Here is an 18,516-nt window from a genome sequence, read left to right on the forward strand (position 1 = left end):
CAAAACCGAAAGGGCCAGCAGACATTCCGTAACGGAGGAGACATGAGAGGTATCACGCTGGCAGGCGTACGCCTTGCCGCCGCGCTCGCGCTCACTTGCGCCGCGACCAGCACGTTTGCGGCCGAGCCCAACTGGTGCGGCTCCGGCAAGACAGTGAAGCTCGCCCAGATCACCTGGGAAAGCGGTGCGCTAATGACCGAAATGGTCCGCACGGTGCTCGAAAAAGGCTACGGCTGCAAGACCGAGGTCGTGCCGGGCGCCACCGCCGCCACCGAAACCGCGCTCGCCAGCGGCGACCTGCAGATCTGGGCCGAGCACTGGACCGGCCGCAGCAAGATCATCGCGCGCGGCCTGAAGGACGGCAGCGTGAAGCTGGTCGGCGAGCTGATTCCCGGCGGCGACCGCGAAGGCTGGTATGTCCCCGACTACGTGATCCACGGCGACCCGGCACGCGGGATCAAGCCGCTCGCGCCGCAACTGCACTCAATCTCGCAGTTGCCGCAATACAAGGATCTCTTCGCCGACGACGAAGAGCCAGGCAAGGGCCGCTTCTACAACTGCCCCTCCGGCTGGGACTGCGAGCGCTTCAACAACCGGCTGCTCGACGCCTACAAACTCGGCGACGATTACACGAACTTCCGCCCCGGCACCGGCGCCGGCCTCGACGCGGCCGTCGCGTCGGCCTACGAACGCGGCAAACCCATCCTGTTCTATTACTGGCAGCCGGCCGGGTTGATGGCGAAGTACCATTTCGTGCAGCTCGAAGGCGCACCCTACAGCGACGCCTGCTGGAACACGATCGCCGATCCGAAGGGCACGCCCTGTGCGTCCGCCTTCAAGGTTTCGCATCTCATGGTCGCGGTTTCCACGCCGTTCTATGAAGCGCAGCCCGACGCCGTGGCGTTCTTCGGCAAGATCAGTCTGCCGCTTCCGCTCGACGAGCAGCTCGTCGAACAGATGCACGAAAAGAAGCTCGACGCGTCGACGGTCGCGCATACGTTCTTCAAACAGCACCCGGAAATCTGGAAGCAATGGGTGACGCCGGACGTTGCGGCGCGCGTACAGGCCAGCCTGGGCACGTAAGCGCACATCAGCCCGCGAAGCGGCACACGACTTAAGCAGAATGAGGCTCACCATGGGATCCCCCTTCCTTCATCTCTCCATCGCCGACTGGGTCAACGATCAGGTCACCGCATTCGTGCAGCAGTACGGCGACGCGTTCCACAACTTCAGCGTGCTGATGCTGCGCTACGTTCTCGTGCCGCTCGAAGGCCTGCTGCGCGCCATGCCTGTCTGGGTCGTGCTGGCCGCGGTCGGCCTGCTCGCCTGGCATGCCTCGCGGCGGGTCGGCGTGGCGCTGCTGTTCATGGGCCTCTTGTACCTGATCGGCTGCTTCGGGCTGTGGGACAAGCTCATGCAAACCTTCGCGCTGATGTTCGTTTCGACGCTCATCTCTGTCGCGCTGGGGATCCCCATCGGCATTCTCGCGGCGTCGAGCGGCATGCTGCGCCGCCTGCTGCTGCCGGTGCTCGACGTGATGCAGACGCTGCCGAGCTTCGTGTACCTCATACCGGTGCTGATGCTGTTCGGCCTCGGCAAGGTGCCCGCGATCCTCGCCACCGTCGTCTATGCGCTGCCGCCGCTCATCCGCCTGACCGACCTCGGCATTCGCCACGTGGACGGCGAGATCGTCGAAGCGGCGCGCGCCTTCGGCACCACCCGCTGGCAGATGCTGTTTCAGGTGCAGCTTCCGCTCGCCCGCCCGAGCATCATGGCCGGTATCAACCAGACCACGATGATGGCACTCTCCATGGTCGTGATCGCCTCGATGATCGGTTCGCGCGGACTCGGCGAAGACGTGCTCGCCGGCATCCAGACGCTCGACGTCGGCAAGGGTACGCAGGCCGGCATCGCCATCGTGATTCTCGCCATCGTGATCGACCGCATCAGCCAGGGCTACGGCCAGGGCCGCCGCACGCGGCGTCTGTCGCGCAGCCAGAAGCAGCCCTCGCGCATTCCGTTTCGCCGTGCCCGCGCAGAGGCCGCCGACGAGGCGAATGCCGCGAAGAGCAGCGACCTGAGCGGCCAGCCCGCGAAATGAATGCTTCCGCGTGGGCTCGCCGCAACGAGCCTGAGTCATCGGACGATAGAGCAATGAGGGAACGAAAATGAGCGGCATCGAAGTCAAAAACGTGTACAAGATCTTCGGCACCCAGGAAGCGGGCCGGCGCGCACTCGACCTGCTGCGCGGCGGCGCCACCAAGGCGGACGTGCTGGAGAAGACGCGCTGCAATGTCGGCCTGAACGACGTGAGCCTCTCCATCGGCTCGGGCCAGATCTTCGTGATCATGGGTCTTTCCGGTTCGGGCAAGTCCACGCTCGTGCGCCACTTCAACCGGCTGATCGAGCCGACCGTGGGCGAGATCCTCATCGACGGCAAGGACGTGCTCAAACTCTCCGAAGGCGGCCTGCGCGAGCTGCGCCGCTACGGCGTGAGCATGGTGTTCCAGAGCTTCGGACTCCTGCCGCATCAGACCGTGTTGAGCAACGCCGCCTACGCGCTCGTGACGCGCGGCGAGAAGAAGGCCGACGCGCACGAGAAAGCACGCGAATGGCTCGACAAGGTGGGCTTGGGCGGCTACGCGAATCATTATCCCGACGAACTCTCGGGCGGCATGCGTCAGCGTGTGGGCCTTGCCCGCGCGCTCGCAGCCGACACCGACGTGCTGCTGATGGACGAAGCGTTTTCGGCGCTCGACCCGCTGATCCGCACGGAGATGCAGGACCAGTTGCTCGAACTGCAGGCCACGCTCAAGAAAACCATCGTGTTCATCACGCACGATCTCGACGAGGCCCTGCGCATCGGCAACCAGATCGCGATCCTGCGCGACGGCCGCCTGATCCAGTGCGGCACGGCCGACGACATCCTGCACCGCCCCGCCGACGACTACGTGCGCCGCTTCGTCGAACGCCGCGCCGGCGTGCCGCACTGAACGGCACGCATGCGGTCGCTGATCGGGCTGCTCAGCGGCTATACGCTACTCATCTGCGGCAATAGCCTGCTCACCACGCTGGTGTCGCTGAGGATGCTGCACGTCGAGCGCTCCGCGCTCGACGTGGGTCTCGTGCAGTCCTGCTACTACGTCGGCTTCATAGGCGGCGCACTCGGCCTCGGGCCGCTCGTCGCGCGAATCGGGCCGCAGCGCGCGTTCATCGGCTTTGCCGCATTCACGGCGCTCGCCGCGCTCGGCTATCTCTCGTTCGACACCCCCGGCGCATGGGCCGCGCTGCGCCTGTTGACCGGTTTCAGCATGGTGGGCGTGTTCACCTCGATCGAAAGCGGCGTGAACGGCGCGGTCCCGAATGGACAACGCGGGCGGGCGTTCGCCCTTTATCTCGTGCTGACCTATCTGGGTGTCAGCGCCGGGCAGTTCCTGCTCGGCCTCTCCGGCATGGGCAGCGCCGGAAACGGCGACTTCGAACGCGTTTTCGTCAATGCGCTTTTCGTTGGCGCGCTCATTCCCGTTGCACTGATCGGCGACTGGCAGGTACCACTGCCGTCGAGCGCATCGGCCGCCGCCGTTTCCGCAACACGCGCCTCGCCGCTCGCCACACCCAAGCGGCCAGCCCTGTTGCTGGACGGTCTGCACGAACTGCGGCGCGCGGCGCCGCGCAGCGTGCCGGCCTGTATCGGGGCGGGGCTGCTCTCCAGTGCGTTCTATGCGCTCACGCCCGTCTACCTCGAACGCATTGGCTTTCCACCGGCCGATATCTCGCGCGCCATGGGCATCGTGCTGATCGGCGCGCTGCTTTCGCAGTGGCCGGTGGGCAAACTCTCCGATCGCCTCGGCCGGCGCACGACGCTAGGCGCCGTCGCGACTTCGGCGGCCGTGCTCGCCGCCGCGCTGATCGTGGTACGCGCGCCGCTCGCCGTCGACACCCTGCTATTTCTCTACGTTGCCTTGACGTTCACGCTCTACGGCGTGATCGTCTCGGACGTGAACGACCGCGTCGACCAGTCCGCGCGTGTGAAAACCAGCGCGACGCTCCTGCTCGTCTTCTCGATCGGCGGCGCGGCAGGGCCCACGGTCGGCTCGCTCTTCATGCGCGTTCTGGGCGCGAGCGGCCTCTACGTGTTCGCGCTCGCGGTGACGCTCGGGCTAGTGGCGCTCTCCCGTGCGAGGGCGGCCAGGTGAAGCCGCGGCCCGGCGGCCCGGGTAACGGTATACTGCGCGCTTCGCAAGACGCGCCGCTCCGAACCGGCGCGGATCGCAAGGAGAGAAAATTGAAGCGCAAGATGCCCGCGCTGAACGCCCTGAAGGCGTTCGAGGCCGCAGGCACGAGCGGCAGCTTTACGCGCGCCGCCGAACAGTTGAACGTGACGCAAAGCGCCGTGAGCCGCCAGGTGCGCCAGCTCGAGGAGCAACTGGGCGAGACGCTGCTCGAACGCCACCATCACCGGCTCGAACTGACCGACGCTGGCCGCGCGCTGCTGCGCACGCTGCAGCAGTCGTTCGACCGCATCGAACTGACGGTGCGCACGATCCAGCAGAAAAGCGACCTCAACCGCCTGCGCGTGAACGTGCCGCCCACCTTCGCGAGCCGCTGGCTCGTGCCACGCCTCGCGAAGCTGCACGCGCGGCATCCGTCGCTCGAACTGAGCGTGACAACGCGCCTGCAGGACAGCCTCGCCGATTCGACGGCGCTCGACTGCGCGATCCGCTTTGGCGACGGCGAATGGGAAGGACTTGAGAGTTCATTGCTGATGCACGAGGAGCACATCGCGGTCTGCGCGCCATCGCTGCTCGCGCAGGAACCGTTCGACCTCGCGGAGCAGACGCTGCTGCACGTGCTCGCGGGCGAGAACCAGCGTTTTCTGACGTGGCGCCACTGGCTGGATGCCGCCCGAATCGAAGGCGTGGATACTTCGGGCGGCTACGAATTCGACCTGCTGGATCATGCGATCCGCGCCGCTATCGAAGGCTTGGGTGTGACGATCGCCGACCGCAACATGATCGCCCGCGAGCTGGCCGAGGGGAAACTGGCACCCGTAAACGAGGTGCACGTGGACGGACGCCAGTCGTACTGGTTCGTGGTGCGGCCCGGGCAGAAGGCGTCGAAGCCGCTCCAGCTATTCCGGCAGTGGCTTCAGGACGAGATCGCCGCCGCGCGTTGAGTGCCCGCGCGCACCGCCCGGCGCGTCTCGCCGTTTGCGCCCGGCTCCGCGTCTTCGAGGATCATCGCCGCGCCCTTCTCCGCGACCATCATCGCCGCCGCATTCGTGTTGCCGGACGTGATGTTCGGGAAAATCGACGCATCCACCACCCGCAGGCCGGCAATGCCATGCACGCGCAGGCGCGCATCCACGACAGCCGTTTGCGGATCGGGACCCATCGCGCAACTGCCGCACAGGTGATAGATCGAACCGCTCTGCTCGCGGAAATACTGCAGCATGCTCGCGTCGTCGGTGACAGCCGCTGCCGGCGACACTTCTTCCACGGTGATGTCCTTGAGCGCCTTCGCCTGCATCAGTTGGCGCACGAGCCGGCCGCCCTGCATGACTTCGTCGCGGTCCTTCTGCGTGGAGAGATAGTTGCCGCGAATGAGCGGCGCATCTTCCATACGCCCCGAGGCGATCTCCACCGATCCGCGGCTCGTGGGACGGCAGGGATTGTAGGCAATCAGGAAACCTGAATACGGCTCCGGCGTGAGCGCCGCGCGGTTCGACTTCGGAATCCGGTAGGAAAGCGGATTGAAGTAGATCTGCATGTTCGGCTGCGCCTCGTCCGGATCGGTACAGAAGAAGCCGCCCGACTGGTTCACGCTCATCGAAAGCGGGCCTTTGCGCGCGAGCAGGTATTGCAGGCCGAACTTGAGCTTGCCGGTCCAGCTACGGAACGCGTCGTTGAGCGTCTTTACGCGCGCGCGATAGTAGAAGCTCACGCACAGGTGATCCTGCAGGTTCTGGCCGACTGCGGGCAGCTCGTGCACAACGCCAATGCCATGCTGCTCGAGCAGCGCACGCGGGCCCACGCCCGAGAGTTGCAGCAGCTTGGGCGAATCCACGGCGCCTGCCGCGACGATCACCTCGCGGTTCGCACGGAACGTGCGCTTCTTGCCCTGCTGCTCGATCTCGACACCCGTTGCGCGGCGCGCGCCGTCGGCCTCGTCGAACAGTACGCGCGTGGCGTGCGCATGATGTTCGATCGTGAGATTGGGCCGATGCCCCGCGCGATGCAGATAAGCGACGCTGCTCGAATCGCGGCGACCGTTGCGCGTGTTGACGTCATAGATGCCCACGCCTTCGAGCCGGGCACCGTTGAAGTCTTCGTTGCGTTCGTAGCCGAGTTGCTGCGCGCCCTCGATGAACGTTTCGCAGATCGGATGCGCGCCATCCTTCATCGGCGTGATGTGCACGGGCCCGTTCGCGCCGTGCCAGGGCGTATCGCCAAGCGGATGCGATTCGAGCTTGCGAAAGTACGGCAGCACGTCGCGATACGACCAGCCCGGATTGCCGGCGGCGGCCCAGTCGTCGTAGTCGCGCTGTGCGCCGCGCACATAGATCATGGCGTTGATCGAGCCCGAGCCGCCCTGCACCTTGCCGCGCGGACAGTAGATCGAACGGCCCGCGAGCTCCGGCTCCGGCTGGCTGTAATACATCCAGTTGTAGACCGTGTGGTAGTACAGCTTCGCGAAACCGATCGGGATCTTGAACCAGAACGATTTGTCGGGTCCGCCCGCTTCGAGCAGCAGCACCGAATGCCGGCCCGAGGCCGACAGCCGCTCGGCGAGGATACAGCCCGCGGAGCCGGCGCCAACGATGATGTAGTCGTAGTTCATTGCTTTGCTCTCCTGATCAGCCGCGTGCAGGCGACGTGTCGCGGACGTCCGCCGGCTCGCGCTGCATCTGCAGATGCAGGCGCTTGCCCGTGTAGGGCGTGTGCGCGCGCACGACTTCCATGTCGAGTTCGACGCCGAGCCCCGGCGCCTTCGACGGAATGATGTAGCCGTCTTCCCAGTGGATCGGCTGCTTGAGGACTTCGGCGTGGAAGCCATCCCACGTGCCGATGCTTTCCTGAATCAGGAAATTGGGCGTGCAGGCCGCCAACTGGATGCTCGCCGCAGCGCCCACGGGACCGTTATAGAGATGCGGGGCGATCTGCGCGTAATAGACCTCGGCGAGGCTCGCCACCTTCTTCGCTTCGAGCAGGCCGCCCACGCGGCCGATGTTCATCTGCAGGATCGAGGCCGCACCGCTGTCCAGCAGCTTGAAGAACTCGTACTTGGTCGTGAGGCGCTCGCCTGCGGCAATCGGAATGCTCGTGCGCGCGGCGACCTGCGCCATGGCAGCTTCCTGACCAGGCGGAACCGGCTCTTCGAACCACAGCGGATCGTATTTTTCCAGCCGCTGCGCGAGCCGGATGGCCGAAGACGGCACCATCTGGCCGTGCGTGCCGAACAGCAGGTCGGCCCGGCTACCCACGGCCTCGCGCACCTTGCGGCAGAACCGCTCGCAGCGGTCCAGCACTTCCAGCGAGAGCTGATGTCCCGAATACGCGGTGTACGGGCCGGCCGGATCGAACTTGACGGCCGTGAAGCCAAGTTTCACATTCTGCGCGGCGCACTCGGCGGCGAGGTCGGCGTCGTCGTAATCGTACTCGCCCTGACGGTTCTTCGGGTACAGATAGGTGTACGAACGAAGACGCTCGTTCACCATGCCGCCCAGCAGTTCATAAACGGGCTTGTTGGCGGCCTTGCCGATGATGTCCCAGCATGCCATCTCCAGCCCGCTCACGATGCCCATCATCGTGAGATCGGGACGCTGCGTGAAGCCGCTCGAATAGGATTCGCGCCAGAAACGCTCGACATGATGTGGATCCTGGTTCAGCAGATAGCGCTCGAACACGTCGTTGATCGCGGGAACCATCACGTCGGGGTGAAACGTCGCGGCATAGACCTCGCCCACGCCTTCCATGCCGCAATCGGTCTGCAGCGTGACGAAGATCCAGTACATGCCGCCGATGTGCGGGGGAGGCACCGCGACGACATGCGTTTGCATTGAGACGACTTTCATGGTTCAAACCGTTTTCGAGTGAGTCATGTGCTTGAGCACGAGGGCTGCTACGCCGCCTGTCGCGCCGATCACGGCCACGTAGGCGAAATAGATCTGATAGCCCAGCATGCCGGCGTAGTGCTGCGTGATATAGCCGTTCACGAGCGGCAGAAAGATGTCCGACGAATAGCCGATCAGCGAAACCATGCCGATGGCAAGGCCGGTGATGCGCATGGGAACCGCGCAGTAGTCGAGCAGCGTCCAGTAGAGACCGCGGATCGCGTAGGTCATGATGCCGATGAACAGCACGACGATGCCGAGCAGCGCGACGTTGCGCAGCGCCGGCAACAGGATCAGGCCGATCAGCCCGAGCACGGCGAGGAACAGGGCGACGATCAGCACGCGCAGGTTCGAGAGCCGGTCGCCGAGCAAACCGCCGCCGATGCCGCCGATCGGACGCATCCAGAGTTTCAGCGTGGTCACCATGCCGGCCGCGACGACGCTCATGTGTAGTTCGCCCTGCTGGAGGTAGGCCGAAAAGCTGTAGGTCGCCCAGAAGATCTGGTAGCCGCAGAACACTACCGCTGCGACGAGCCACAGTTGCGGAATCGAGGCGAGCGTGGAGAGATCGCGCCACAGCGAATTGCGCTGCGCACCGATCTGGCTCTGCGCGGCTTCATCGTCCGCGGCCTGCGCCACCGGATCCTTGAAGAGGCTCATCACCGCGCCAAGCGCAATGCAGGTGAACGAGTAAAGATAGATGACGTGGCGCAGCCCGGCGGCCTCGCCGCGTCCGCCGCTCGTAGCCGCGGCGAAGAGCGCAAGCGCGATGGTCGCGAGCAGCGCCTCGATGAGCCCGCGACCGCCGTCGAGCAGGCCGAAGAAGCGGCCCTGCTCGTTCGCCCCCGCGATCATGCGCACGCGCTTGAGCACCGAAGCCCAGAACGTGAGGCCGGTCGTGAGGCCCCAACAGCAGAAAATCACCATCAGCACAGGAAAGGCCGGCGCCGTGGAATACCACAGGCCGAGCGCGCCGGTGCCGATCAGCGAAAAGCAGATCAGAAGGCGCGGCGCGACGCGGTCGGCCAGCCAGCCGCTCGGCAGGTAGCAGAGAAAGAATACGATGCCGAGCACCGAATACAGGTAGCCGAGTTGCTCGTTGTCGATGTGGAGGACGTCGAGCATCGTGGTCTGATAGACCTGACGCAGATATACGATCGGGTAGATCGCGCCGGCGGCCAGCACCAGCAGGAGCAACTGGCCGTAGCGTTGCGCCGCGCTCGCGGCGGCAGGGGTGGCGGGGGAGGCTTCGGCGCGCGCAACGGCGCCCAGGGCCTGGGGCTTTGCCATGGACTTCTGCAAGATTGTCTCCATACTGCTTGTCCGGCACCTGCGTGCCGGCATTTTGCTTTCTTCTTCAAAACAGGCGCCGCTTCTAGCGGGCACCCTGCAACCATCGATCAGGGAACCATCAGGAACCCGAATGATTAGAACGGCATCACGACAAGGCGCGTCTGCGTGAATTCGAGCATGCCGTGTTTGCCGTCGTCGCCGCCCAGACCCGAGCGCTTCCAGCCAGCATGGAAGCCCTGGTACGGATCGGCCGGCGTGCGGTTCACGTAGAGCTCGCCTGCTTCGATCTCGTTGGCCACGCGCATCGCCGTGCGATAACGCTCCGTATAGAGCACCGACGAAAGGCCGAACTGGTGATCGTTCGCCATGCGCAGTGCGTCCTCCAACGTGTCGTAGGCCAGCACCGGCAGCACCGGGCCGAAAATCTCTTCCTGCACGATCTCCATGTCCTGGCGGCACTGGGTAAGGAGCGTCGGCGGATAGAAGTGGCCGGCGCCTTCGGGCAGGTGGCCGCCCGTCTCCAGGACCGCGCCGTCCGCCAGCGCGCGCTGCACCATCGCGTGCACCGTTGCACGCGCGTTCGCGTTCACGAGCGGGCCCATACGCGTTTCGTCCACCGCGCGGTCGCCGAAGTGCACCGCTGCCATCTTCTCGCGCAGCAGCGCGACGAAGCGGTCGTGCACGCCGCGCTGCACATAAACGCGCTCGATCGCCGTACAGAGCTGACCGCAGTGCGTGGTCTTGGAGCGCACGATCGCCGTGGCGGCCGCTTCGAGGTCGGCGTCGGCCTCGATGATCGCCGGCGTCTTGCCGCCCAGCTCCAGCGAAGGCTTCGCGATGTTTTCCTTGCAGTAGTCGAGCACCTTGCGGCCCGCCGCCACGCTGCCGGTGAGCGTGATCATGCCCACGCCGCGGTGCGTGCAGAGCGCTGCCGCCGTCTCGTGGTCCATCGCGAGCACGTTGACGAGGCCCGCCGGCAGCGCCGCGTCCTGCGCGGCGCGTGCGACTTCGAACGCCGAGCACGGCGTGTTGTTGCTCGGCCGCACGACGACCGCGTTGCCCGCGATGAGCGCAGGCGCGATCTTGCGCAGCAGCGTGTAAATCGGGAAATTGAAAGGGATCAAGCAGGCCGCGACGCCAATCGGCTCGCGCATCAGGATCAGGTTTTCATTGGCGCTGTCGCTCGGGATCACCTCGCCTTCGATACGGCGGGCCCATTGCGCGTGATAGCGCAGGATTTCGGCGGCGTAGCGCGCCTCGGCCGTGGCGTCGGCCACGCTCTTGCCGGACTCCAGCGCCAGCACCGCCCCGATCGCGGGCGCGCGCGTTTCGATCGCGTCCGCGAAACGGGCCAGCAATGCGCCGCGCTCCGCGGCCGGCAAACGGCGCCATGCGCGCTGCGCCGCCACGGCGGCCTCCACGGCGCGGGCGGCATCGGCAGCACTCGCCGCGCTCACGTGGCCGACGAGTTCGCCCGTCGCCGGATTGTGCACGGCAATGCGTTCGTCGTGTGCGGGAACGAACTGTCCGTCTATGAAGTTGTGGTCTGATCTCATCGTGGGGTGCCGGTTCGTCGCGTCCGCGCCGCAAGGCCGTCCAAAGGGCCTCCAGCGCTGCCGCCGCAAGAGTTACGGCAGTATCGGACGACGAGAAAAGGGCCACAAACGATTATTTGTCGAGACGAGCATGCGAAAAACGCATGCTGGAACGCCCGATGCTACGCAACAGGCAGGGGGTCGCGGGTTTCCCCGGAGCGTGGCGGCGTGCGGACCCGACGCTTGACCAGGCGTGCGCGTCGAACGCAGGAACTGGCCGCGATATCCGCGTCTCATCGGGACATCGCGTCAGGGTCACGCACCATAGACTGGTTTCGAGACCGGACCACAGCCGGGCGCCATGACCCGGATAGAAATAATGGGGGATTGCAATGCGAGTGACCAACTGGATCGTTGTACTGGACTGCGCCTACATGGAGTATTCGAGCTGGCGCGGCAAAAATGTCTACCGGCGCACCGTCGCCTATGACCGCGTCGTCTGGTGCTGAGCGGCTTGCAAGGCGTTCCGGATCGGGCGGGCATCGCACCCCCGTGCCTTGCTCGGGGGTGCGATGAACACACGCGTGTCAGCACGCGCGAAAGACACAAACGGCATTTGCAGGCCTCAGATCGAACCCGCTTTCGGCGCCGCTCCCGCATGGGGCGAGACGATGCCGGTGCGCACGCAGTCACGCTCGTATTTGGCGTGCAAGCGGGCCTCCGCTCCCTGGATGTCCTGAGGATACGTCACGTCATTCGGCTCCGGCACATAGCCGACGGATTCCAGTTCGCGCAATTCGCGTTCCAGCCGGCGATGGTTCACGTCGCCCGACTGGACGAACGGATACGACGTGCACTCGTGCCGAGTCAAAGGCGCCGCATTCGCCGCGACGGACCACGCTGAACTCAGGCCCACAAGGGCCGCAATCACACCAGGTACGATAGCAAGCTTCATCGCAATCTCCCGTTTGTTCAAGTTGGTCGCACGCATCGCCCGAGAGCGCGACGTGCATGTCAACCATGGTAGGCCGCGGGGATTCAGCAGCAACATCGCTACCGTGAAGTTTATTTAACGATCCTTATCGGTTCGCGCGCTGCCTGTGCCTTCATTGGCGCCCGTTACGATGAGGACTTTTCCTGGCAAGCGTCTCACTCGCCTCTCATGGGTTAAAGAAGGGAACGCTTCAATTTAAAGCGCAAGTTGTCATTCAGTGGATCGCGGGGCCGATGCCGATACGTGAACAATGATGCGGCGCGATTTCGGCGGCCGGCCGCGAGGCAGGCGCTCGACTCTCCGGTTGGCCCTATGGCCCACGCGATCCAGGTAGTCGCGGCTGCCCAGCACCCAACCCTTACGGGTAGCCTCCATCAGTTCCTCCGTTGTCTGCGCGCTGAGCGGCGCTTCAGATCGCCGCCGCCAGGCGTGTTGACGCTCGAAGGAGGTATTGCCCAGCACCCGGTAAAGCACGTGGTCAACCATCAGCCGGTCGGTACACAGACCGACGTGATGAGCGTAACTGGACCACCGGTAGTCTCCGGGTTGGCCTACAAGCCCCTCCAGAACCGGAGCGAATTCCACATCGCGGCAGGCGTCGATCAGGTACCGTTCCGGTTCGATCACCGTGGCGCGATAGCGCCCTTCCCAGAGGGTGCCGTGGCGCTGGCAACGCCGGTTGAAACCGGCGACATAGCCGCGGTTAACGTCCTGTAATGTGAGTGGCAGACTGCCGGTGTCCGACGGTGTAACGACCAGCCGGACAGCCCGGGGGAGTAACACCCACGCATGAATCGCCAACCGACGTCGATCTGCCGCGCGCGCCAGCAGATCGAGATAGAGTTGCCGGTCGTCGTCGTCGCAGAAGGCGGTCTGTCCAGCGATCGTCTGCAGGAGGACATGTTGGGGCTCACCGGGAATGTAGAGGCGGGGCAGTCGGGCCATGAATTTTCGCCGGGAATGTTCTTGTAGTAGGGGAAGCGCGGCGATCTTCCGATCACCCTGCCAACGATGACACGAGTTTTCGTTTTGAGGGTGAGCAATGTCAAGGATTAATCTTTGTTATGCGAATTAAATTATTTCAGATACCAAATCATTTCCGCTAGCGGCCAGATCTGTCAGGTATTTCTGACAGATCTGCGTGAATGGCGCGCGTGCGCTCTCGGCTACGCTACTGCAAACGATCACGGATGATTCGCGACGACTATGATGGAACATCATGGACACCGCAAACATCCTCTCCGTAGCGCGCCTGCTCGCCTGCATAACCGAGGGGGAACGGTGCACGCGGGCAGAAATCATGTGCCGGCTCAATGCGGGAACGGCAACCGTTCAGCATTTGCTAAACGTATGTGTCGCGCAGGGCCTGCTGCGGCGTACAGCCGAAGGACGGCATCACGTCTGGTGGAGGCCGGCCCCGCCTGATTGCCCCGTTATCGCAAGGCGATTTGCGGCGCTGCACGGTTACGACGAGCAATTGCAGCGCCTCGCAACGCTTTCCATGGCAGCACGCCCGCCACGGCCGCCGGGGCAGGTAATTCGTTATGGAGTCGGTCAGCCATGATTCTCGAAACGGATCGAGATGCGCACTACCGGCAGCGGGAAACCAAGGACGGATTGTCGAGAGGCGGACATTGACCATGGGAATGAACCGGATCGAGCGGCTGCTCGCAGAGATTCTCGTGGCGACATTTACCACGGCCACCGTGGTGGTCTGCTTCCGGTATCTTGACATCCCTTCCGGTCATCCGGCCGGCGATCTGCTGGCAGTCGGGATACCGGTGGCGATTGCCGGGACAGCGCTTCTGATCGGGCCGCTCTGCCAGCTCTGGCGCGAGCGTGGCCGGCACTACGTCTGGGCACACCGCGAGCCGCACGGCGCCCTCATGGGCGCCCGCGTAGCCGGGATTGCGTTCGGCGCCTGGGTTGGCGCGGTACTGCAGGCGAGCGTGACCTGAAAGCCACGCAGCATGGCCCAAATCAGGCCGACTTGGCAGGCCGCCCGGTCTTCACGGTTTCGACGGCAGCGACGGCGGCAAGCAAGCGCTTTTCGGAGGTCGAATCGAGCAGCATCAGACCTGCGCGCAGCAGTTCGCTCTTCTTCACCGTAATGCCGGCGTCGAGGCATTTTTTCTTGAGCGTCGCGATCTTTTCGTAGTCGGCCTTCGGCATCGTGAAGCTGTCGCGCACGACCTTTTCCTTCTTCACGCTCTCTTTCTTGACGCCCTCTTTCTTCGCGCTTTCCTTCTTGACGTCTTTCTTCACGTCTTCTTTCTTCGCGCGCCGGGCCTTGCCCTTCGCCGCCACCTCGGGTGCGGCGTCGGTTGTGGCTGCGGTCGCCGCGTCAGTTACGGCTTCAGTTGCCACCGCAGCAGTCTTCTTAACGGTTTGCACGGGCTTCTCCTTGGCGTTCGCGCCCTTCGTGGTCCTGGCGGCCTTGGTCGCCTTGGTTGTTTTAGTGGCCTTGACCGCCGACTTTTCGTCGCGAGCTTCGGCAGACGTCGGGAAATAGAAAGCTTTCTTGGTGGGCTTACGCAGAGTCGGTTCGTTCATGCTGTTCACTGAACTTGTAAAGCAAACAGTATATACCGTTTATCGCGTTTTTCCGTGACGATTGCGCTCGCCCCGCCCGCCCGGCGCCTGCTCCGTCGCCAGAGCCGCTCACGCCACGCGGCCGGACTCGCTCTTCGCCATGTCGTAGGGATCGCGCAGGTTGCGCGCGTACTGCTTGGGCGCCATGCCCGACCAGCGCCGGAATGCGCGAATAAAGGCCTTTTCGGAGGCGTAGCCCACGCTTTCCGCAATTTCGATCAGGCGCCGCCGCGTATCGCGCAGCGCACCGCTCGCCAGATACATGCGGTACGAGGTTAGATGGCCGATCGGGGTATCGTCGACGAGCTCGACAAAACGCGCGGAAAAGCGCGAGCGCGACATGCCGGCTGCCGCCGCGAGCGTTTCGACGGTCCAGTCGCGTTCGGGATGCCGGTGCAAGAGCGCGATCGCCTTGCCGATCTGCGGATCCATGAGGCCGCGCAGCCAGCCCGTGTGGCTGGCCGCCGAGGCGAGATGCGCCCGCAGCAGCTGCACGAGCAGCACGTCGGCAAGCCGCGCCGCCGCGACGGCCCAGCCGGGCTGGCACGCCATCGATTCGCGAATGAACGCCATCAGCGTGCTCGCGAGCCAGGGGCCCACCGCCGGATCGTTCGCCCGCACGTGGATGAGCGGCGGCAGCACCCTGAAGAGCGGACTGCGCACGGCTTCGCGATAGACCACGATACCCGTGTACAGGTCGCTCGCCGCGCCTCCGCCGCCAGCGGTGAAGTGCAGCGGCGTGTCGTAGCTCGGGTGGATGCCCTGGTTCGCCATGAGGTCATCGAAGGGCACCGGTTCGACATCGGGCGCCGACGCAAGCACATGCTCATGCCCGTGCGGCAGCAGCACGAAATCGCCCGCCTCCACGCGCACCGGCGCCATACCCTCCAGCACGATGTAGAACGGGCTGCCAAAGCCCGTGCGAAACACCACACCGTTCATGGCCGGCTTCAAGAACGCCCATGGCGCCGTGAGCGAGAAATGGCCTGTCACCACAGCATCGGCACGCAAGTCCGCGAGGGCATCGCTCAACAGGTCTATCGACATCTCTGACTCCCTTCCCAATGCCAGCAGCGCTGCTGGATACCCGCTATCGCGAGTGTCACGATATCCGATTGCCGTGGTGGGTGAAAGACCGCGCCGGGCCTCAAACGAGCGTCTGATCGAGCGGCATCGTGCGCAGGCGCGCGCCGGTCGCCTGATAAAGCGCCTCGGCCACGGCGGGGGCGACAGGCGGCAACGCCACCTCGCCGCAGCCCTGCGGATCGCGGTCGCTCCCGACGATCACGACCTCGATCTTCGGCATCTGCGAAAGCCCGAGCAGCGGATAGTCGGTGAAATTCTGCTGCTCCACCGCGCCGTCCTTGAACGTGATCTCGCTCCGGAACGTGTTGGTGAGCGCAAAGCCGATGCCGCCCTCCACCATCTCTTCAATCAGCATCGGGTTGATCGCGCGCCCGCAGTCGATGCCGCAGACCACGCGCTCGAGCTTCGCCTCGCCCGCCACCATGCGCAGCTCGGCGATGGTCGCGACGTAGGTGGTGAACCCGCCACCGCGCCCCGTGTAGAGGCAGTACGCGATGCCGCGATGCACGCCCGCGACGGGCTTGCCGGACCAGTTCGCCTTCGCCGCGGTCTGGTCGAGCACGCGCAGGGCGAGCGGATCGTCGCGCAGCATCGTGCGCCGGTACTGCAACGGATCGATGTTCGCCGCGCGCGCCAGTTCGTTGACGAAGCTCTCGAGGAAAAACACGCTGGAGGTGCTGCCCACGCTGCGCATGAAGCTGACGGGAATCGGCTGCGTGACATTGACCGAATCGACGAGCAGGTTCGGCACGCGGTAGCCGAGGTCGTAGAGGCCGTCGAGCATGGTCTCGTCCCAGCCGCCGGCCTTTTCGAAGTAGTCGCGCTTGATGGACCAGTAGAGCGACTGCCCCACCACGCGTAGGTGCATGGCTTCCGGATAACCGTCGGCGCCGAGCGCCGCGCGCATGCGGGCAGAAACACCGGGGCGATAGAAGCCGTGGCGAATGTCGTCCTCGCGCGAACGGATCACCTTGACGGGACGCCCCACGGCCTTCGAGGCCACCGCTGCATGGATCACGAAGTCGGGCACGTACTTGCGGCCGAAGCTGCCGCCGAGGAAGGTGGTGTTCACGATCACCTTGTCCGAGGGCACCTTGAAGAGGGCGGAGAGCGTCCAGCGCACCTTGTCCTGCCCCTGGACCGGCCCCCAGACCTCGATATCGTGCTCGCGCACGTGTACGGTCGCGTTGACCGGCTCCAGCGTCGCGTGAACGATGTACGGCGTGTGATAGTCGGCCTCGACCATCGCCGGCGCCCCCTCCAGGCGCGCGGGCGCATCGCCTATACGCGTGGCCACCACGGCCTGCTCCGCAATCAGCGCCGCCTTGCGCTGCGCGAGGATCGTGGCGCTGTCGAACGGGGTCACGCCGGCGGCGTCCCATTGGACGTCAAGCGCGTCGCAACCCTTCTTCGCCTGCCAGTACGAAGCGGCCACCACGATCACGGCGTCCTTTGCCTGCACCACCTCGACCACGCCGGGCATCGCACGCACCGCATCGCGATTGCGCACGGCCACGGGCTTGCCGTTCAGCGTGGGCGCCATCTTCAACGCGCCATGCAGCATGCCGGGCACATTCACGTCGATGCCGAACTGCGCGCGGCCGCTCACTTTCGCCGGCACGTCGAGCTTGTGCAGCGGCTGGCCGATCAGCGTGTGCGCCGATTCCGGCTTCAGGCGCGGCTGCGAATCGAGCGGCAGCTTCGCGACGTCGGCCAGCAGCTCGCCGTAGGCCACGGACCGGCCCGTCTGCCGATGAATCACGCGGCCGCTCTTCGTCGCGCATTGCGTCGGTCGCACGCCGAGCCGCTGCGCACCGGCCGTGAGAAACGCCTCGCGCGCCTGTGCGCCGGCTGTGCGTAGCCACGTATAGAACATCGTCACGGACATCGACGCCCCCACGAACTGCTGCGGCATCTCGTTCGCCGCCGAGATGCGATAGGCGTTGCGGCCCGTCACGAACTCCACGCTCACGAGACGCCAGTCGGCGTCCATTTCGTCCGCGAGCACCTGGGGCAGACCGGTGTACACGCCCTGCCCCACTTCGCACTGCGAAAGACCGATGATCGTGCGGCCGTCCGGGTCCACACGTACCCAGTCGTTGATTTCGTGGAAGCCCGAGCCTCGCGGCGTATCTGCGGCAGAGGCGCCGTCCGCGGCATGCGCGTGCGTGCTCCACGCGAGCGGCAGCACGAGACTGCCCGCCGCCACGAAGCCAGTCTTGAGGAAGTCGCGCCGGCTCCCGCGGGGCGCGGCCGCGGCCATTGCCCGCTCAGGAATTGGCTGCGACATGAACCGCCTCGCGAATACGGTGATAGGTCGCGCAGCGGCACAGATTCGTCACGCCCTGGTCGATCTGTGCGTCGGTGGGATGCGGATGCTGCCTGAGCAACGCGGCCACGGCCATCACCATGCCCGACTGGCAATAGCCGCATTGCGGCACGTCCTTGCGGATCCAGGCCTGCTGGACGGGATGCGTGACGTCGGGCGAGAGCCCTTCGATCGTCGTGATGGCGTGCCTCGCGACGGCGGAAACCGGCAGCACGCACGAACGCGTCGCCTCGCCTTCCAGGTGCACGGTACACGCGCCGCACGCGCCAATGCCGCAACCGTATTTGGTGCCGGTGAGGCCGGCCGCGTCGCGAATCACCCACAGAAGGGGCGTGTCGGGATCGCCTTCGAACGTGAAGGGCGCGCCGTTCAGTGTGAATTGCATACCTGGTCTCCGCAAAATGTTGGCGCCCGAGGTGGTCTTGCACGACGAACGCAATAGACGAAATTCTTCGCGCGGACGATCCGGGCTGCAATGACATCGCCGCCCGATTCGGTTGCCGATCGTCCAGCAAACCGGCGAAAAGAAGGCGGCTAGCGCCGCACAAAGCTTTCGTTTTGCATACGTTTTTGA

16 protein-coding genes are annotated in these 18,516 nt (G+C 65.0%); 6 read left to right on the plus strand and 10 right to left on the minus strand.

The features are described 5' to 3' along the window. The first annotated feature begins 42 nt into the window (after positions 1-42). From V8683_RS15400 to V8683_RS15420, 5 genes are all read left to right on the plus strand, one after another. Positions 43-1,083 carry an ABC transporter substrate-binding protein gene (locus V8683_RS15400; RefSeq protein WP_411193236.1) on the plus strand — a complete coding sequence of 347 codons (1,041 nt, stop codon included), beginning with the start codon at positions 43-45 and terminating at the stop codon, positions 1,081-1,083. Between the two features lie 52 nt (positions 1,084-1,135). Continuing rightward, positions 1,136-2,101, plus strand: a complete 966-nt coding sequence (locus V8683_RS15405; RefSeq protein ID WP_411193237.1) for an ABC transporter permease — start codon at positions 1,136-1,138, stop codon at positions 2,099-2,101. Between the two features lie 67 nt (positions 2,102-2,168). Continuing rightward, positions 2,169-2,993: a quaternary amine ABC transporter ATP-binding protein gene (locus tag V8683_RS15410; protein WP_411193238.1), complete on the plus strand. Its 825-nt coding sequence runs from the start codon at positions 2,169-2,171 to the stop codon at positions 2,991-2,993. Between the two features lie 9 nt (positions 2,994-3,002). After that, positions 3,003-4,196, plus strand: a complete 1,194-nt coding sequence (locus V8683_RS15415; RefSeq protein ID WP_411193239.1) for an MFS transporter — start codon at positions 3,003-3,005, stop codon at positions 4,194-4,196. Between the two features lie 101 nt (positions 4,197-4,297). Further along, positions 4,298-5,176, plus strand: a complete 879-nt coding sequence (locus V8683_RS15420) for a LysR substrate-binding domain-containing protein (protein WP_411193568.1) — start codon at positions 4,298-4,300, stop codon at positions 5,174-5,176. Here the strand turns inward: V8683_RS15420 and V8683_RS15425 are convergent. From V8683_RS15425 to V8683_RS15450, 6 genes are all read right to left on the minus strand, one after another. After that, positions 5,149-6,840, minus strand: a complete 1,692-nt coding sequence (locus V8683_RS15425) for a GMC family oxidoreductase (protein ID WP_411193240.1) — start codon at positions 6,838-6,840, stop codon at positions 5,149-5,151. The genes V8683_RS15420 and V8683_RS15425 overlap by 28 nt on opposite strands. Before the next feature lie 16 nt (positions 6,841-6,856). After that, a complete protein-coding gene (locus V8683_RS15430; RefSeq protein WP_411193241.1) occupies positions 6,857-8,074 on the minus strand; it encodes a mandelate racemase/muconate lactonizing enzyme family protein in 1,218 nt (405 codons plus the stop codon). 3 nt (positions 8,075-8,077) lie between these two features. Continuing rightward, positions 8,078-9,403 (minus strand): MFS transporter, encoded by a 1,326-nt coding sequence (locus V8683_RS15435; RefSeq protein ID WP_411193242.1) that lies wholly within the window; start codon positions 9,401-9,403, stop codon positions 8,078-8,080. Between the two features lie 137 nt (positions 9,404-9,540). Then, a complete protein-coding gene (aldA, locus tag V8683_RS15440; RefSeq protein WP_411193243.1) occupies positions 9,541-10,962 on the minus strand; it encodes an aldehyde dehydrogenase in 1,422 nt (473 codons plus the stop codon). Between the two features lie 604 nt (positions 10,963-11,566). Next, complete coding sequence (locus tag V8683_RS15445) at positions 11,567-11,932, minus strand: hypothetical protein (protein WP_411193244.1); 366 nt, start codon at positions 11,930-11,932, stop codon at positions 11,567-11,569. A 213-nt stretch (positions 11,933-12,145) separates the two neighbouring features. Beyond that, entirely contained in the window at positions 12,146-12,880 is a 735-nt protein-coding gene (locus V8683_RS15450; protein WP_411193245.1) for a transposase, read from the minus strand. A 695-nt stretch (positions 12,881-13,575) separates the two neighbouring features. Between V8683_RS15450 and V8683_RS15455 the strand changes: the two genes are divergently transcribed. Then, a complete protein-coding gene (locus tag V8683_RS15455; protein ID WP_411193246.1) occupies positions 13,576-13,893 on the plus strand; it encodes a hypothetical protein in 318 nt (105 codons plus the stop codon). 22 nt (positions 13,894-13,915) lie between these two features. On the opposite strand, the gene V8683_RS15460 is transcribed toward V8683_RS15455, so the two are convergent. The 4 genes from V8683_RS15460 to V8683_RS15475 form a co-directional block, all read right to left on the minus strand. Then, positions 13,916-14,488: a hypothetical protein gene (locus V8683_RS15460; protein ID WP_411193570.1), complete on the minus strand. Its 573-nt coding sequence runs from the start codon at positions 14,486-14,488 to the stop codon at positions 13,916-13,918. Between the two features lie 108 nt (positions 14,489-14,596). After that, complete coding sequence (locus tag V8683_RS15465) at positions 14,597-15,574, minus strand: AraC family transcriptional regulator (protein WP_411193247.1); 978 nt, start codon at positions 15,572-15,574, stop codon at positions 14,597-14,599. 100 nt (positions 15,575-15,674) lie between these two features. Further along, complete coding sequence (locus tag V8683_RS15470) at positions 15,675-17,903, minus strand: xanthine dehydrogenase family protein molybdopterin-binding subunit (protein ID WP_411193248.1); 2,229 nt, start codon at positions 17,901-17,903, stop codon at positions 15,675-15,677. Beyond that, a complete protein-coding gene (locus tag V8683_RS15475) occupies positions 17,884-18,327 on the minus strand; it encodes a (2Fe-2S)-binding protein (protein WP_411193249.1) in 444 nt (147 codons plus the stop codon). Before V8683_RS15475 ends, V8683_RS15470 begins: the two co-directional genes overlap by 20 nt. Positions 18,328-18,516 lie beyond the last annotated feature (189 nt).

Source organism: Paraburkholderia sp. AV2, assembly GCF_054968425.1.

Bases quoted from the DNA above. Each gene is read 5' to 3' on its own strand.
- V8683_RS15435 (WP_411193242.1), bottom strand. From the start codon at position 9,403: ATGGCAAAGCCCCAGGCCCTGGGCGCCGTTGCGCGCGCCGAAGCCTCC.
- V8683_RS15470 (WP_411193248.1), bottom strand. From the start codon at position 17,903: ATGTCGCAGCCAATTCCTGAGCGGGCAATGGCCGCGGCCGCGCCCCGC.
- V8683_RS15405 (WP_411193237.1), top strand. From the start codon at position 1,136: ATGGGATCCCCCTTCCTTCATCTCTCCATCGCCGACTGGGTCAACGAT.
- V8683_RS15445 (WP_411193244.1), bottom strand. From the start codon at position 11,932: ATGCGTGCGACCAACTTGAACAAACGGGAGATTGCGATGAAGCTTGCT.
- V8683_RS15410 (WP_411193238.1), top strand. From the start codon at position 2,169: ATGAGCGGCATCGAAGTCAAAAACGTGTACAAGATCTTCGGCACCCAG.
- V8683_RS15450 (WP_411193245.1), bottom strand. From the start codon at position 12,880: ATGGCCCGACTGCCCCGCCTCTACATTCCCGGTGAGCCCCAACATGTC.
- V8683_RS15465 (WP_411193247.1), bottom strand. From the start codon at position 15,574: ATGTCGATAGACCTGTTGAGCGATGCCCTCGCGGACTTGCGTGCCGAT.
- V8683_RS15430 (WP_411193241.1), bottom strand. From the start codon at position 8,074: ATGAAAGTCGTCTCAATGCAAACGCATGTCGTCGCGGTGCCTCCCCCG.
- V8683_RS15455 (WP_411193246.1), top strand. From the start codon at position 13,576: ATGGGAATGAACCGGATCGAGCGGCTGCTCGCAGAGATTCTCGTGGCG.
- V8683_RS15420 (WP_411193568.1), top strand. From the start codon at position 4,298: ATGCCCGCGCTGAACGCCCTGAAGGCGTTCGAGGCCGCAGGCACGAGC.
- V8683_RS15460 (WP_411193570.1), bottom strand. From the start codon at position 14,488: ATGAACGAACCGACTCTGCGTAAGCCCACCAAGAAAGCTTTCTATTTC.
- V8683_RS15425 (WP_411193240.1), bottom strand. From the start codon at position 6,840: ATGAACTACGACTACATCATCGTTGGCGCCGGCTCCGCGGGCTGTATC.
- V8683_RS15475 (WP_411193249.1), bottom strand. From the start codon at position 18,327: ATGCAATTCACACTGAACGGCGCGCCCTTCACGTTCGAAGGCGATCCC.
- V8683_RS15415 (WP_411193239.1), top strand. From the start codon at position 3,003: ATGCGGTCGCTGATCGGGCTGCTCAGCGGCTATACGCTACTCATCTGC.
- V8683_RS15400 (WP_411193236.1), top strand. From the start codon at position 43: ATGAGAGGTATCACGCTGGCAGGCGTACGCCTTGCCGCCGCGCTCGCG.
- aldA (WP_411193243.1), bottom strand. From the start codon at position 10,962: ATGAGATCAGACCACAACTTCATAGACGGACAGTTCGTTCCCGCACAC.